This window comes from Burkholderia ubonensis (genome assembly GCF_902833085.1).
Classification (GTDB): Bacteria; Pseudomonadota; Gammaproteobacteria; order Burkholderiales; family Burkholderiaceae; genus Burkholderia; species Burkholderia ubonensis.
Genome location: NZ_CADFEB010000005.1, coordinates 204,692 through 220,406, shown reverse-complemented (window position 1 = coordinate 220,406; position 15,715 = coordinate 204,692). Strand labels below are relative to the sequence as shown.

General features: G+C 63.4%; 13 protein-coding genes. 7 read left to right on the top strand and 6 right to left on the bottom strand.

Annotation, left to right across the window (positions count from 1 at the left end; genetic code table 11):
• The first annotated feature begins 1 nt into the window (after position 1).
• The 3 genes from cydB to HWX31_RS15415 all read left to right on the top strand — a co-directional run bounded on the left by cydB (position 2) and on the right by HWX31_RS15415 (position 2,605).
• Positions 2–1,009 carry a cytochrome d ubiquinol oxidase subunit II gene (gene cydB / locus HWX31_RS15425; RefSeq protein ID WP_174960026.1) on the top strand — a complete coding sequence of 336 codons (1,008 nt, stop codon included), beginning with the start codon at positions 2–4 and terminating at the stop codon, positions 1,007–1,009.
• A 121-nt stretch (positions 1,010–1,130) separates the two neighbouring features.
• On the top strand, positions 1,131–2,051 hold the full coding sequence (locus tag HWX31_RS15420; protein ID WP_174960024.1) for a bestrophin family protein: 921 nt from the start codon (positions 1,131–1,133) through the stop codon (positions 2,049–2,051).
• A 170-nt stretch (positions 2,052–2,221) separates the two neighbouring features.
• Positions 2,222–2,605 carry a c-type cytochrome gene (locus tag HWX31_RS15415; protein ID WP_174960022.1) on the top strand — a complete coding sequence of 128 codons (384 nt, stop codon included), beginning with the start codon at positions 2,222–2,224 and terminating at the stop codon, positions 2,603–2,605.
• A 141-nt stretch (positions 2,606–2,746) separates the two neighbouring features.
• Here HWX31_RS15415 and HWX31_RS15410 read toward each other — a convergent pair whose 3' ends face one another.
• From HWX31_RS15410 to HWX31_RS15400, 3 genes are all read right to left on the bottom strand, one after another.
• Complete coding sequence (locus tag HWX31_RS15410) at positions 2,747–5,026, bottom strand: FdhF/YdeP family oxidoreductase (protein ID WP_174960020.1); 2,280 nt, start codon at positions 5,024–5,026, stop codon at positions 2,747–2,749.
• A 692-nt stretch (positions 5,027–5,718) separates the two neighbouring features.
• Positions 5,719–6,531, bottom strand: a complete 813-nt coding sequence (locus tag HWX31_RS15405) for a family 1 encapsulin nanocompartment shell protein (protein ID WP_059614953.1) — start codon at positions 6,529–6,531, stop codon at positions 5,719–5,721.
• Entirely contained in the window at positions 6,524–7,573 is a 1,050-nt protein-coding gene (locus HWX31_RS15400) for a Dyp-type peroxidase (protein WP_174960018.1), read from the bottom strand. Before HWX31_RS15400 ends, HWX31_RS15405 begins: the two co-directional genes overlap by 8 nt.
• A 481-nt stretch (positions 7,574–8,054) precedes the next feature.
• Here HWX31_RS15400 and HWX31_RS15395 point away from each other — a divergent pair, with 481 nt between their 5' ends.
• Together HWX31_RS15395 and HWX31_RS15390 are read left to right on the top strand one after the other, a co-directional pair.
• A complete protein-coding gene (locus HWX31_RS15395; protein ID WP_174960016.1) occupies positions 8,055–8,498 on the top strand; it encodes a phosphate-starvation-inducible protein PsiE in 444 nt (147 codons plus the stop codon).
• 443 nt (positions 8,499–8,941) lie between these two features.
• Positions 8,942–10,666, top strand: a complete 1,725-nt coding sequence (locus HWX31_RS15390) for a S53 family peptidase (RefSeq protein ID WP_174960014.1) — start codon at positions 8,942–8,944, stop codon at positions 10,664–10,666.
• A 1-nt stretch (position 10,667) separates the two neighbouring features.
• On the opposite strand, the gene HWX31_RS34960 is transcribed toward HWX31_RS15390, so the two are convergent.
• The gene (locus HWX31_RS34960) at positions 10,668–10,910 is read right to left on the bottom strand and encodes a hypothetical protein (RefSeq protein WP_244143755.1); all 243 of its coding nucleotides are present in this window, start codon (positions 10,908–10,910) and stop codon (positions 10,668–10,670) included.
• On the opposite strand from HWX31_RS34960, the gene HWX31_RS15385 reads away from it, so the two are divergent.
• On the top strand, positions 10,897–11,817 hold the full coding sequence (locus HWX31_RS15385) for a glycoside hydrolase family 18 protein (protein ID WP_244143754.1): 921 nt from the start codon (positions 10,897–10,899) through the stop codon (positions 11,815–11,817). The genes HWX31_RS34960 and HWX31_RS15385 overlap by 14 nt on opposite strands.
• A 434-nt stretch (positions 11,818–12,251) precedes the next feature.
• Here the strand turns inward: HWX31_RS15385 and fabI are convergent, their stop codons facing one another.
• Together fabI and HWX31_RS15375 are read right to left on the bottom strand one after the other, a co-directional pair.
• A complete protein-coding gene (gene fabI, locus HWX31_RS15380) occupies positions 12,252–13,031 on the bottom strand; it encodes an enoyl-ACP reductase FabI (RefSeq protein WP_174960010.1) in 780 nt (259 codons plus the stop codon).
• 74 nt (positions 13,032–13,105) lie between these two features.
• The gene (locus HWX31_RS15375; RefSeq protein ID WP_174960008.1) at positions 13,106–15,310 is read right to left on the bottom strand and encodes a DUF3141 domain-containing protein; all 2,205 of its coding nucleotides are present in this window, start codon (positions 15,308–15,310) and stop codon (positions 13,106–13,108) included.
• A gap of 178 nt (positions 15,311–15,488) precedes the next feature.
• On the opposite strand from HWX31_RS15375, the gene HWX31_RS15370 reads away from it, so the two are divergent.
• Complete coding sequence (locus HWX31_RS15370) at positions 15,489–15,686, top strand: hypothetical protein (RefSeq protein WP_174960005.1); 198 nt, start codon at positions 15,489–15,491, stop codon at positions 15,684–15,686.
• The last annotated feature ends 29 nt before the right edge of the window (positions 15,687–15,715 follow it).

The window sequence follows — 15,715 nt, the reverse complement described above, 5'->3', positions numbered from 1 at the left end:
CATGCACATCGATCTTCCTGTCGTATGGGCCGCGATCATCGGGCTCGGCGTGTTCATCTACGTGGTGCTGGACGGCTTCGATCTCGGCATCGGCCTGCTGTTTCCGTTCTTCGACGCGAAAGCCGAGCGGCAGGTGATGCTCGACACCGTCGCGCCGGTGTGGGACGGCAACGAGACGTTCCTGGTGCTCGGCGGAGCGGGGCTGTACGGCGCATTCCCGGTCGTGTATTCGACGCTCCTGCCGGCGAACTACCTGCCGCTGATCCTGATGGTCGTCGGGCTGATCTTCCGCGGCGCGGCATTCGAGTTGCGCGCGAAGGCGACGCGCACCCAGCATCTGTGGGATCTCGCGTTCATCGGCGGCTCCGCGCTCGCGGCGTTCTGCCAGGGCGTCGTGCTCGGCTCGCTGCTGCAGGGCATCAAGATCGCCAACGGCACGTTCGTCGGCGGCCCGTTCGACTGGCTGTCGCCGTTCAGCCTGTTCTGCGGGCTCGGCGTGCTCGCGACCTATGCGGCGCTCGGCTGCGGCTGGCTGATCCTCAAGGTCGACGGCGAGCTGCAGCGCAAGATGCGCGTGCTGATGAAGCCGCTGACGGGCGTGCTGCTCGGCGCGATGGCCGTCGTCAGCCTGTGGACCGTGATCGGCCTGCCGGCCGTCGCGCATCGCTGGTTCGGCAGCGGCGACCTGGTGTGGTTCCTGCCGGTGCCGGTGCTGGTGCTCGTCTGCGTGTGGGGCATCTTCCACACCGTGCGCCGCAAGCACGAGGCGACGCCGTTCCTGCTGACGCTCGCGCTGTGCTTCCTCGGCTACACGGGCCTCATCATCAGCATCTGGCCGAACATCGTGCCGCCGTCGCTGACGATCTGGGATGCATCGTCGAGCCATTCGAGCCAGCTGTTCGCGCTGGTCGGCACGGTGATCGTGCTGCCGGTCATCCTCGTCTACAACGGGCTGCAATACCGCGTGTTCCGCGGCAAGGTGCGCGAAGGGGACGGCTACCACCACTGACGCCTGCGGGCGCAGGTCATGCCGACGGGCTTTGCGACACCCGCACCCCGGCCCCGCCTCGCGGGGCCGTTTTCGTTACGCAGGGGCCACGCGGCTGCGCCACGGCCCGCAGAGAATCATCATGATCGTCAGACCGAGACAAAACTGGTTGCAGATGCTGTTCGTGTGGAACGGCTCGGTATTGCAATCGATCATTCCGCAGCTCGTTTTCATGGCGATCGTCAGCACGCTGGCGGTCTTTACGAACGGTCGCATCTTCGGCGAGAAGATTCCGCTCAACACGGCGCCGTTCACGCTGTTCGGGCTCGCGCTGGCGATCTTCCTCGCCTTCCGCAACAACGCGAGCTTCGAGCGCTTCAAGGAAGCACGGCACCTGTGGGGCGACGTGCTGATCGCGTCGCGCACGCTGACGTCGCAGATGCGGCGTTATCTGCCCGAGCACGTCGACGACGCGTTGCGCAACCAGACGATCGACCTGCTGATCGCATTCGTCTACGCATTGAAGCATCAGCTGCGCCACACCGATCCGGCCGACGACCTGACGCGCATCCTCGGGGGCGCGCGCACCGACGCGCTCGCCCGCAAATGCTATAAGCCGGTCGCGCTGCTCGACGAGATTCGCGGTCGCCTGATGCGGATGCAGGGCCGCGCCGACGGCCCGGACGTCGCGACCTGGATGTTCGACGAGCAGCTCAATCATCTCGGCAACGCGGTCGGCGGCTGCGAGCGGATCGCGTCGACGCCGATCCCGTTCGCGTACAGCGTGCTGCTGCACCGCACCGTCTACGCGTATTGCGTGCTGCTGCCGTTCGGCCTCGTCGATTCGACGGAATTCTTCACGCCGCTGATCTGCGTGTTCATCTCCTATACGCTGATCGCGCTGGAGGCGATCGCCAACGAGGTCGCCGAGCCGTTCAGCACGGCGCCCAACGCGCTGGCGCTCGATGCGATGGCCAGGACGATCGAGCGGTCGGTGCTCGAGCTGTGTGGCGCCGAGTTGCCGAAGGAGGTCGCGCCGACGGAGACTTACCAGTTGACCTGAATTGGCCAGATTGGCCGCGGCGCAGCGCGCGGCGCGAAAAAGGCAAAAAAATGGTCCTTCGCGGATTTTCGGGGAGCGCGGGGCAGACTGTCGGCGATCGGCTGCGGTCATTCCGCGAATACGAGTTTATACTCCCCGGCCCGGCAATCTGCGTGATACGACAAGGCCAAATGACAGCAAGAGAATTGTTCATCGCTTCGCTAGGAGCGTTGGTGTTGACTCAACCTTCACTATCCTTCTCGCAAAACATCAACGGGAAAAATCTCTATATCCAGAGATGCGCGATGTGCCATGGCGCAGATATCAAGGGCACCGGGCCATTGGCCAAGAAAAGCAACCCTGCCACGCCTGACCTCACAACTGCTGCGTTCAAAAAGCGACTCCATGATTATCCAGGCGTCATTGTTTCATCGGTAATACTTCGTCCGAACGGGGACCTGATTCCGAGAACTTTGAGGGAGAACGGCGTAAAGCTGGCGCCGCACTCCTGGACCGTTCAGGATTTTCGCGATCTGAATGAATACATGAGTGACGTGATTTCCAAAAGCCGATGATTCCGTGTTGACCGTCTGACGGCGATGGGTCGGACAGCGACATTCACAGAAATCCGCGAACCCCAAAAATGGCGCGTCATCCCGACGCGCCATTTTCACGTTGGCGGCACGGGCACCGATTCGTGCCCGTGCCGCCCATCATCACACCGTAGCCGACCGCACAACCCGCACCGGCACCGACTTGTACGACGGCGTGCCGCTTTCCTTGTCGATATAGTCGAGCGGCACCAGCACGTTCGCCTCCGGATAGTACGCGCCGACCGACCCCGGCGCGATGTCGTACTCGATCGCGGTGATCTTCTCGAGGCGCCGCGTCCGGCCCGACGGCGTGACCGTCTCGATGTCGACCAGGTCGCCGTGCTCGAGCCCGTACTTCGCGAAGTCCGCCGGGTTCATGAACAGCACGTCGCGACGCCCGAACACGCCGCGATAGCGGTCGTCGAGCCCGTAGATCGTCGTGTTGTACTGGTCGTGGCTGCGCAGCGTGATCAGCCGCAGCACCTGCTCCGCTCCGAGCACGTCCGCGTCTTCCTTCACGCCCTTGTACACGGAGAACATCGCCTTGCCGGTCGGCGTCGGCCACACGCGCTCGGTCGGCGGCAGCGGCATGCGGAAGCCGCCCGGCGTGCGGATACGCTCGTTGAACGCCTCGAAGCCCGGAATCGTCCGGTCGATCATGTCGCGGATGCGGTCGTAGTCGGCGATCGCGTCGAGCCACTGGACCTTGCTGTCGGGCAGCGTCGCGTGCGCGATCCCCGCGACGATCGCAGGTTCCGAGCGCAGCTGCTCGGACGCAGGCTTCAACTTGCCGGCCGACGCATGCACCATCGACATCGAATCCTCGACCGTCACCGATTGCGGGCCGCTCGCCTGGACGTCCAGTTCGGTACGGCCGAGGCACGGGAACACGTAGGTCTCCTTCGCGACCAGCAGGTGCGAGCGGTTGAGCTTGGTGCCGACGTGCACGCTCAGGTCGAGCTTGCCCATCGCGGGGAACGACTGCTCCGGATCGGGCAGCGCCACCGCGAAATTGCCGCCGAGACACAGCAGCGCCTTCGACGTGCCGTCGATCATCGACTGCATCGCCTGGACCGCGTCGTGCCCGTGGTGTTGCGGCGGGGTGAAGCCGAACACCTCCTCGAGCTTCTTCAGGAACTCCTCGGACGGCTTTTCGGTGATGCCGACGGTGCGGTTGCCCTGCACGTTCGAGTGGCCGCGCAGCGGGCAGATGCCCGCGCCGGGCTTGCCGAAGTTGCCGCGCAGCAGCAGCAGGTCGGCGATCAGGCGCACGTTGGCCGTGCCCTTGTTGTGCTGGGTGACGCCCATCCCGTACGTGACGATCGTCGCGTTCGATTTCGCATACGCGATCGCAACCTGTTCGAGCTGCGCCTGGCTGAGGCCGCTGGCCCGCTCGATGTCGTCCCACGGCGTCGCTTCCAGGTCCGCTGCGAACGCGTCGAACCCTTCGGTATGCTCGGCGATGAACGCGCGGTCCAGCACGTTGCCCTGTTCGGCCTCCAGCGCGAGCAGCGCCTTCATGATCCCCTTGAGCGCGGCCGCGTCGCCGCCCGCATCGACCTGGAAGTACGTCGACGCGATCCGGGTCGAACCGAACGACGCCATCTCGATCATGTCCTGCGGGTCCGCGAAGCGTTCGAGCGCGCGCTCGCGCAGCGGATTGAACACGATGATCGGCACGTTGCGCCGCGAGCACTCGTGCAGCGTGCCCATCATCCGCGGGTGGTTGGTGCCGGGATTGTGGCCGATCGAGATGATCAGCTCGCACTTGTCGAAGTCCTCCAGCGACACCGTGCCCTTGCCGATCCCGATCGATTGCGGCAAGCCGACGCTGGTCGGCTCGTGGCACATGTTCGAGCAGTCGGGGAAGTTGTTGGTGCCGAGCTCGCGCGCGAACAGCTGGTACAGATACGCGGCCTCGTTCGATGCGCGGCCGGACGTATAGAACTCGACCTGCTCGGGCGGCAGGCCGCGCAGCACCTCGCCGATGCGCGCGAACGCGGCGTCCCATTCGACCGCGCGGAACGTATCGGTCGCGCGATCGTAGACGAGCGGATGGGTGAGCCGGCCCATGTTCTCCAGCTCGTAGTCCGACATGCGCAACAGCGACGACACGGTGTTCGCCGCGAAGAACTCGGGCGTCACGCGCTTGCTCGTTGCTTCCCACGTGACGGCCTTCGCGCCGTTCTCGCAGAACTGGAACGTGGACTTGTGCTCCTTGTCGGGCCACGCGCAGCCGGGGCAATCGAAGCCGTCGGGCTGGTTGGTCCGCATCAGGATGATCGGCGCCTCGATGGCGTCCATCTGCGTCCGTACGGCGTCGGCCGTGGCGCGAAGCGCGCCCCAACCGCCGGCGGGCCCGTCGTACTTCCTGATACCTGGCACTTCGCGTCGATTTGTCATGTGAATGCTCCGTGAGCCGTTCCGGGCAGGCCGGATCGCGGCTCGGGTTAGGCCGCGTGGCGGCCGGGTTCGGCGCCGCCGCGCGAGGGCGGGGCGGCGCCAGCGGCGCGTGCGGGGGCGCGCGCCGTTCGAAATGAGCACGGGCGGGTCAGCGAGTCTCCTTCGAGTCGTTCGCCGCATCGTTCACGGTCGCGCGCGAGACGGCAGGCCGGGCATCGCAGATATCGCAAACGGCGGGCATCGTGGGGTGGCTCCTGTCCGTGAAAGAGGTCGATGGGCAATGTCCGATGCGGTGCGGCGCAGTGCTTCGAGGAGCTCGCCGCATCACGTTGAATGCGTCAAAAAATAACGGATCGACGGATGCCATCCAAGACACAGTTGGCGGCGTCGTGGCGCGTGAATTGCACCCTTGCGCGAAGGGGAGGCGTGCTGAATTGGAGTACAGACGAATACGCGTTCGTCACAGGCGCGAAACGTCTTGCGTCGTTTCGTCGTGCGAATGCGTTCGGGTGAGACGGGGCGAGAATCCGGAGGCGATCCGGCATCCGCGTGAGGAGGGGAATACTCGGGCAAACGAACGGCCCGGGATGCGCCCGCGATGCCGTGGCTGAACGCCTGACACCGCGGGACTTGAAGGGGTGCGTCGGCGTCAGCGGTTCATGGCGAGCCGCTGACGCGATCCGTTAATCCGGTTACACGGCCGCCTGCTGCGGCTCCACCGCCACCGATGCTTCGCTCGTCAGCATCAGGAACGTGAACGTTTCGCGCAAGTACAGATGCACGACTTCGTCGTTGTGGCTGCGGTAGCCGATCGACACGTCTTCACCGAGATGCAGCGCAAAGTCGCCGCCGCGCGTCGACAGCACGCAGCCGCCGCTGAGCGCGGGCGCCCAGATGATCTCGCCGCTGACGATCCGCTTGATGTGATCGAGGACCGGATAGCCGTGCTCGCGCGCCTCGGCGAGCGCCGTGTACGCGTCCGCGCCGAGCAGCACGGAATAGGGGCCGTCGACGCCCGCGAGCCGCAGCGCCTCGAGTGCGTCGCCGATCGCGCCCGGGTATGCGCCGACGTCGCTCGGCAGCGCGATCTTGCGGTTCGACGTCGCTTCGCGGATGCCGACGATGCCCGCGGCCGGATAGCCGTCGAAGATCGCGCTGTCCTCGACGAACGCGAGGCGCTGCGCGGCGTCCTTCGCCGGCTGCCAGTCGGCGTCGCGCGCGCCGCGCTCGACGGCGTCGATCGCATCGCGCCGCAGTTCGAACGGCACGGTGAACTCGACCAGCGCCTTGACCTCGCGCAGCTTCGCGCCGACGTGCTCGCGCGGTGCGGCGATGTCGCTCAGGTGGCCCGTGCCGACGCCCGACAGCTCGACGCCGCCCGGCTCCTCGACGTCGACGACGCGCCGGCCGGCGACCGAGCGCTTGAAGGTGCGGGCCACTTCCTCTTCGATTTGCGCCCAGGCGGCTGCGGAGATGGGGGCGAGTTCGCGGTGCAGGTTATTCATGCGGGTGGGCTCCTTTGAGCGATCCGATTTTCAGCGAGCCGCCGGAGGCCGGCTCGGTCGATGGGGGGGCGGCCGGCTGGCCGGCATCGGCGGCTGGTGCGGCGCGCGTGGCGAGCGCGTCGAGCAGGTCTGCCGACGGCACGAAGAAGAGTGAGCCCGTCACCGCGCGGCTGTAATCGAGCAGCCGGTCGTAATTGCCGGGCGGCCGGCCGACGAACATGTTCTCGAGCATCTGTTCGATCGGGGCGGGCGAGCGTGCATAGCCGATGAAGTAGGTGCCGAACTCGCCCGCGCCGGGACGGCCGAACGGCATGTTGTCGCGCAGGATCTTCACCTCCTCGCCGTTCTCGACCAGCGTCGTCAGCGAACTGTGCGACGACGACGGCTTGACCGCGGCGTCGAGCTCGATGTCCGACAGCTTGGTGCGGCCGATGATGCGCTCCTGCGTTTCGACCGGAAGCGCATTCCATCCGGCCATGTCGTGCAGGTACTTCTGCACGATTACGTAGCTGCCGCCCGCGAATTCCGGGTCTTCTTCGCCGATCACCGTGAAGTCGACCGCTTCGCGCCCGTCCGGGTTTTCCGTGCCGTCGACGAAGCCGATCATCGCGCGCTGGTCGAAATTGCGAAAGCCGTGCACTTCGTCGACGAACTGCACCGCGTCGCCGAGGCGCCCGACCAGTTGGGTCGCGAGTTCGAAGCACAGATCCATCGCGTCTGCCCGGATGTGCAGCAGGATGTCGCCGGGCGTCGACACGGCAACGCGCTGCCCCGCGCCGAATTCGCGAAACCGATGCAGTGACGCGGGCCGCGGCGCGCCGAACAGCGCATCCCAGGCATCGGCGCCGAAGCCGCACACGCACGACAGGTTGCCGGACGGCACGCGCTTGCCGACCGAGCGGACGAGGGCGGCGATGTCGCCGCACCACGCACGGATCGTGTCCGCGTGGTCTGCGCCGGGATGGAGGGTCGCGACGAGGAAGATCGCGTTGCGGGTCGGCGGGCTATGGACGTTCTGAGGGGAGGGAAGGTTTGTCTGCATCGGGTGTGTCGGTGTTATTGATGCCGATACGATACGCGGGTTGTTGAAATGCTGCTTTGCGAAAGCGTATCGGAGAAGTGTGACAGGCGTCTGTTCTCGATTGCGACATGCGCGACCGCCGCATCGCAGGATATCGATGCGAAAGCAATCTAACAGCTTCGATGCGACTTTGGAACACGAATCGCCGATCTGTTATTCGAATGCTTGATTGACGCCGGATTGGAGCACAGCCCGGCGGCAGCTGTGCTCTTGATGCCGGCGCGCCGCGTGAAGTAGATTAGGGCTTCGGCTCATCCGGCAATGAGCGTCACGATGAAGCCGTCGGCCGCAATGCGCGTTTATGTCGCGGTGGTCGAGCAAGGCAGGCAGTCGGGCGCAGTGCGCAGTTTGATCGGGATAACGAATCAATGATGGTTTCGTCGCCGATCGGGAGAACGAGGATGTCGATCCACTTTTTATGCTGTTCAACACATTGAATACATTGAATACCTCTCGGCCGCTGGCCACCGCGGCAGACCGCATCCGCCGGCGCTTCGACCGCTTTCTTCATGCGGCCGAACTCGCCGGGCTCGTGGTGATCGGTCTCGCGACGTCGTTCGCGATGGGACAGGAAGCCTGGAAGGTCGTCGTGGCCGGCGCGGTTTCGTTGACGGACCTGCTGCTGATGTTCCTGTATCTGGAAGTGCTCGCGATGACCGTGCGGTACCTGCGTCTGGGGCGGTTGCCGGTGCGCTTCCCGCTCTATATCGCGATGACGTCGCTCGCGCGTGACCTGATCCTGCGCGGCGTGACGGACAGCCCCGAACACATGCTGATGACGACGCTCGGCATCGTGCTGCTTGCCGTGGGCGTGCTGATTCTGCGGTTCGGGCAGCATCGGTATCCTGCCGAGGCGGATGAGGCCGATGATGCGCCGGGTGGGTGATAGCGAGGTGTGGAGGTTGGTTGCGGGCCGGAATATTTTTAATGAATAAAAAATCGGTAATTTCGTTAACGATTTCTCGCTGCCCGCAGGCAGTTTTTATATTTAAAAACAATCGCCGAGAAAAATAACAATCCGAGGGGCGGGGGCGCTTGTTTGATGCCTTGAACATCGAATCTTTCTTTCCTTTCATTCGACTCCATGCTGCGCCTTGGCTGGCCGTGGTGCGGTCGAGCACAATCTTCTAAATAATGCTTGATGTTTATTCGCGAGGTTCTATGCTTGTCTCAAGCAAAAATTGCCAGCCAGGCCGGTGATGTTTCGAAAGAATCAACAATAAAAAATTTGCCTCCGATATTGGCACCAAAAAATGCCAATCGCAACTCCCAATCTGCAATCCATTAAGGCGCGACTCAAGCAGCTCATTGTCAATTCAAGGAGCAGCCATGACTCAAGTCACATTTACTGAAAGGCAGTGTTTCAAAAGTAAAGTCGGCCGCATTCCACATGCCTGTTCACTTTCGCTCGCCTTGTGCTTCACGCTTGGTGCGGCGGCAAGCCACGCAGCGGAGTTGCTGACTCGCCACGTCCGGGCCGGTACCGGCATCGCAATGGCTGCGCCGGTTAGAGACTTCCCTGCGGACCAACGAATGGTGCTCGACGTGGTTCTCCCGTTGCGGGATCGGAAGGGCCTGGACGCGTTCGTCGCGGATGTCACCAATCCGGCCAGTCCAAACTTCCGTCATTACCTGACGCCTGCCGAATTCAGCGCCCGATTTGGTCCGACACAAGCGGATTACGATTCGACCGTGCAGTATCTCGTCAAGCACGGCCTGACGTTGACAGGCGGCAGCCGCGACGGCATGGATGTACAGGTGAGCGGACCCGCTTCGGTCATTGAAGCGGCCTTCAACCTGAGGCTGCATTACTACCGGCATCCGACGGAAGGCCGGCTTTTTTTCGGCCCGGATCGTGAACCGACGACCTCGATGGACGTTCCGCTTTGGCACGTCTCGGGGCTCGACAACTATTCGATCCCGCATCCGCTGTTCGTCAAGAAGGGCGACTACGCGAAAGCGCACGGCATCAGCCCGGATTCCATCGTCACCCGTGCGACGACCGGTTCGGGTCCGTTCGCTTCGTTCCTGGGAAGCGACATGCGAGCGGCCTACTATGGCGGCGCCGGCCTGACGGGCGCGGGGCAACACCTGGCCCTGCTTGAATACGCGGGAACCGAGCTGGCCGACCTCGACACCTATTTCCGCAACGCCGGCCAGACCAATCGTGTCCCGATCACGCTGCTCTCGACCGACGGGACCGCGACGTCCTGCGACCCAAGCGTGTGCGATGACGGCGAACAGACGCTCGACATGACCCAGGCCCTCGGCATGGCGCCCGGGCTCGCGAGTCTGACGATGTATGTGGGTTCCACCGACACGGCCATCCTCAGCGCGATGACGACCCGCAACCCGCTGCCGATGACGATCGGCTGCTCGTGGGGCTGGACGCCGGCCGATCCGTCCACGCTGGACCCGTACTTCGAGAAAATGGCCGCCCAGGGACAATCGTTCTTTGCCGCGTCCGGCGACAGCTCGACCTGGTCGACGAGCAACGAGGCATGGCCCGCGGACAGCGCCTACGTCATTTCCGTCGGCGGGACCGATCTGACGACCGGCTCCGCGGCGGGCGCATGGAAGGCCGAGACGGCCTGGAGCGACAGCGGCGGCGGCGTCTCCCCCGACCAGATCGCGATCCCATCGTGGCAGAAGATCCGCGGCGTGATCAATTCCAGTAACCATGGCTCCACGACCTACCGCAATGGACCGGACGTCTCCGCCAACGCCGACTTCACCTTCTATGTATGCGCCAACCAGACCGACTGTACTGCGAACGAGTTTGGCGGAACCAGTTTTGCCGCACCCATGTGGGCCGGCTTCATTGCGTTGGCCAACCAGCAGGCCGCCGCGTCGCACAAAGCGCCCGTCGGTTACTTCAATCCGTTGATTTATGCGCAGAACCAGGTCAATGGCGCGTTGACGCCGGCCTATACGGCAGGTTTCCACGATATTGCGAGCGGCACGTCGGGAAGTTACTCGGCGGTGAAGGGCTACGACCTGGTAACCGGCTGGGGTAGTCCGAAGGCGGATCTGATTACGACGTTGATTCGGTAGTTCAGATGACAGACATGAAATAAATCACCCAACTCAACGAGGGCAGGGAAATGAAGAAAGAACCATCCGGAATCACGAGGCGGCCGATCTTGGGCGTCGCATCGGCTCTCCTGTTAGCGTGGGCACCGTTCGACACAGGCGCCGCCACGACCACGGCGCCTTCGGCCAGCTCCGGTACCGGCACGGCTCCGGCATTCCTGTATAGCCCGTACAAGGATGCGACGATTTCGATGAACTGGAACACGAACGTCATCTCGTCGAACGTCACAGGCCAGATGAGCCCGGTGCTGTCGGTGCTTCCGACCAATGTTCGCGCGCTGACGCTCGCGTTTGCAACCGGCGAATGCGGCAGCGAGAACTGGGCGGGCGTCGATGGTGGGGCGCTGGCCGCCGCAAATGTGCCGCTGTTCACCGCGGCCAACGTGAATTATGTGATTTCCACCGGCGGCGCAGCGGGTTCGTTCACGTGCGGTAGCGATGCGGGCATGGCGACTTTCATCAATCGCTATGCCTCAAATAACCTCGTCGGAATCGATTTCGATATCGAGGCAGGGCAGACGCAACAGGTGATCAACGATCTGGTGCAGCGCGTGGCCGTGGCCCAGCAGAATTATCCCAATCTGCGTTTCAGCTTCACTCTGGCGACACTTGCCCCTTCGCAGCCGGGAGCGGTCACGGCCAGTTCATGGGGCGCAAGCGCACCAGACAGCTTCAACATTTACGGTGATTGGGTGATGCAGGCTATCCAGACGTACGGCCTGAAGAACTACACCATCAACCTGATGACGATGGACTACGGTTCGGCGGGGCCGGGGAACTGCGTGGTCGCGAACGGTGCCTGCCAGATGGGACAGTCGGCCATTCAGGCGGCCATGAACCTGCACGATCACTGGGGCGTACCGTACAGTCAGATGGAGCTGACTCCGATGATTGGTGGCAACGATGTGGCCGGTGAAACCTTCACACCTGCGGATGCTGACACCACGGCCGCGTTTGTGAAACAGAACGGGCTCGTGGGTGTCCACTTCTGGTCGTTTGACCGTGACGTCGATTGTCCGCCCGGCGCCGCATCGTCGACGTGCAACTCCATCGGCGGCGTTGGCACTCTTGGCTATACGAATCAGTTTGCGAATGATCTGGCCGGGAAGTGATGGTCGGTATGAACGCAGCCGTGACGGACGGCCGTCATTGGTGCGATAACAATTGCCGGAGCATGCGCGTTCGTTTCTGCGAGGCGGCACATTCCGCCGCGCATGCTGGCGATTGGTGTGCCTGGGCGTGTACGCAAGCTGAAACCCCAGTCGAAGCCGGGGTTTTCATTTGATGCAACCGACCTCGATGAATATCAGTTTTTCGTTAGCCCCTGAAAGTTTACATAATCTCAATTATCACCAGCTCATATGTTAGAGCTTTTTAGTAATGTCCGATTTGGGCTCATTAGAAATGTCCGATTCCTGCCTTGGTTGAAGCGCACGCTCCCGGTACCGGGCGGCAAGTTTCCGATCAGCAATCTCATGTCGGGAATCTCTTTGCAAGGAAATCAAGCGACGCGCTCGACGGTGTCCAGGATCGCCGCGCGCGGCGCCTAGCCCATGATGCTGACGCCGCCGTCGATGAACATGGTGTTTCCAGTAATACGCCGTGCATACGGTGTGGCGAGATAGGCGCAGCTGAAACCGACATCCATGATGTCGACCAGTTCTCCAAGCGGCGCCCGCTCAACCGCTTCGTTGAGCAGCAAATCGAAATCCTTGAGTCCCGACGCGGCACGCGTCTTGAGCGGCCCCGGCGAAATCGGATGAACGCGAATGCCGCGCGGACCAAGCTCGTGCGCGAGATATCGGCACGTCGCCTCGAGCGCCGCCTTGACCGGCCCCATCAGATCGTAGTTCGGCACGACCCTGGAGGCCCCCAGATAGCTCATCGCGAACAGCGTTCCGCCCTGATCCATCAACGGTACGGCGAGCCGCGCCATCCGAATGAACGAGTGGCACGACACATCCATGGCCGTTGCGAACCCCTCCGCCGAGCTGTTGATCAAACCGCCCTGGAGATCCGCCTTGGGCGCAAATGCAATCGAATGAACCGCCGTGTCGAGTCGACCCCACGTACGGCGAATCGCGTCGAACAACGCGTCCATTTCACCCGGCGTCGACACGTCGAGCGGCATCACGAGCGACGCTCCGAGCTCACGCGCGAGCGGCTCGACATACGGACGGGCCTTGTCGTTCGCGTAGGTGATCGCCAGTTCCGCACCCAGCTCGCGAAAAGCCCGCGCGCAGCCATAGGCGATCGAATGCTCGTTCGCGATGCCGAGGATCAGCGCCTTGCGCCCCTCGAGCGGCAAGTTCGGGATCTTCTCCATTCAGGCTCTCCCAGTAGATCAAGGGTATGCGATGCGATCATCCATTCTTCATTGTTGCGTTCCATGGCCGGCACTCACGCGGATTCCGTCGACTGCGTCGCGCGACGCGCGCGCGGCGCCAAGCCGAGCACCTCGGCGACACGGTCGAATCGAGCCCGCTCCGCCGGCGCGATCTCGCCGACGGTGGCTGCCAACGCATAGGCGGCGTCGAGCGCGCGACGGCGGTCGGACTCGCGCACCAGTAGCCTGGGAAGCCCCGCCAGCGCGCGCTCCTCGTCCAGCAGCACCAGAAAGGTCTGACGCTTGGTCACTTGCTTGAGGTCGGAGAGCCGGATCTGCGCGTCGAGTCCGGATTCGCGCATCAGCTCGCGCATCGCGTTGAACGGGCGCTCATCCACGACACGAAGGTCGCGCCCGCAGTAGATGAGCAGGCGCATCGCGCCGTCGAGCAGCGTGCCGTTCTCGAACCAGGTTTCAAGCTCAAGCCGCTTGAGCCGCTTGAATTCCTCTTCGAGCCAACTCTCCGTTTCGTTCGTGCGTCGCTGTACGGACCCTTCCTTCAGGCCGACCAGCGATGCGAGCCACGGCGATTCGTAGATCGTCCTGAACAGTATCTCGACGGCGCCGTCGCGCCATGCCTGATAGCCTTCCAGACCTCGTACGATCGCCTGCGATACCTGGTTCTCGCCTTTGACCAGCGGGTTCTCGGGCGACGCCGCCTGCCGCCAGGTCCGTACCGCGTCCGCCGTCAGCTCGAGGGGCAACGCCCATGGATTCAGGTTCGAAATCGCCCACCGCTCGACGCGTGCCGGGTTCATCAGCCGTGCCCACGCCGCGGTCCACGGATTCGATGCAGCCCTCACCCACGGCGAAACGAACTTGTCGTAAGCGCCCTGGTTGATTTCGGCGACGCGCTTGACGACTTCGAACGCGCGCTCCCCATCGCGCCCGTCGCCGAGCGCGAGAATGTCGCTGATCTCCCGGGCCTCGAAACGAATCAGATACCGCCCCGCGACAAACTCGAGACCCGGCAGGTCGGGCTGCGTATCCTCGATCACCGCCTCGTACAGGCCGGGCGGCAGCACGTCGATCAGGTCGAGCGCGCTGATGAGTTCGGCATGTTCCTTCTTCGCGACGCCGGCGGACACGAAAATCCCCAGATGCCCGATCCTGTCGTTCAGGCAATAGACGATCGTCTGCTCGTTGCAGCGGATCGCGTCGACGCTGTCGTACAGATCCGGAATCCAGTAAAGCGCCTGCTGCGGAGGCGTGATGTTGTCGCCCCACGATGCGAAGACGACGATCGGCGAACGGATGTTGCGCAAATCGATGCGCGTCCTGCCGTCAGCCGATACCACCTCGCCCGCGGACAGGCGATTGCCGACAAAGAGGTTCTGCGTGATCCATTCCATTTCCTCCTTGTTCATCAGGAAATGGCCGCCCCACCAGCGCTCGAATTCCAGGAAACGGGCAGGCTCGGTGTCGATGTTCGCGTAGACGTTGTAGAGCTTCGTCCAATAGGTATTGGACGGATTCATCTGCTCGAAGTTGTTGACCAGGTTGGCGCCGTCGAAGGTTCCATTCCCGCAGTCGCCGGCAAACGACGCGAGCCATGTCCCGCCGAGCAGGCCGCCCGTATAGCGCATCGGGTTCTTGCCGGCCACGCCGGCCCAGTAGGACACCGGCGAGCCCGCGAGCAGCAGCGGCCCGGCCATCTCGGGCGCGGCGGCGGCAAGGATCAGCGCAGCCCATCCGCCTTGGCAGTTGCCGATCAGGAACGGCTTGTCTTCGGCGTCGGGGTGCCGCTGCGCCACGCATTCGAGAAAGGCGATCTCCGCGCGCGTGACCGATTCGATCGTCTGGCTCGGTTCCGGGTGGGGAAAGAAGAAGACGAAATAGCATGGGTGTCCCTGCGTCAATGCGATGCCGATCTCGCTGTCCATCTTGAAGCCGCCGATGCCCGGCCCATGACCGGCGCGGGGATCGATGACGATGAACGGTCGCTTCTTCGGATCGGTCTCGGGCGATCCGTCCGGGGGGACGATGCGCGCCAGTGCATAATTTGCCGGCTCGGACAGCGCTCGGCCGTCCATGACGACTTCGTACTCGAACGCCAGAACAGGAGGCTTGCCGGACCGCGCATGATCGAGATAGATGTTGCCGCGCTCACGCAGCACGTCCAGCAGCAATACGCTGCGTTGCCAGGCATCGATCCCGTATTCGATCGCGTCTTGCGCGCACTGGACCGGGGATGGTACCGCGTGGTTGACATCGGACATGCTGCAACTCCTGTTTGAGGAACTTCGGACGAAGCAGACGACACTTCGGCTGATCGATCAGCCGGTCGAAAGCGTGACGCAGCGCTGCGCCGCATGACGATGCCGTTGAACACGGATTCAAGTCGACGGACAATACGCCGGGCGATTCACACAATCGCAAAAACACCGCGATTACGGGTTGACCTTAATCACGCAAAATGCGGGCGGGATCGCACACCATGCCGGCGCGTTGATGATCCGCGCGACGATTCAGGGAATCCGGCTGGTCGACCCGCGCGAGCGCGTATCGTTGCGTCGGGAGATGCAGCGGGCCTTGGGATGCTATCTCGAAGAGCGGCTTGGTATCGCCGGCCGGCGCACGAGCGAGACCCGCTAGGCAGTTTCCTGTTCCGTTGTCGACGGATC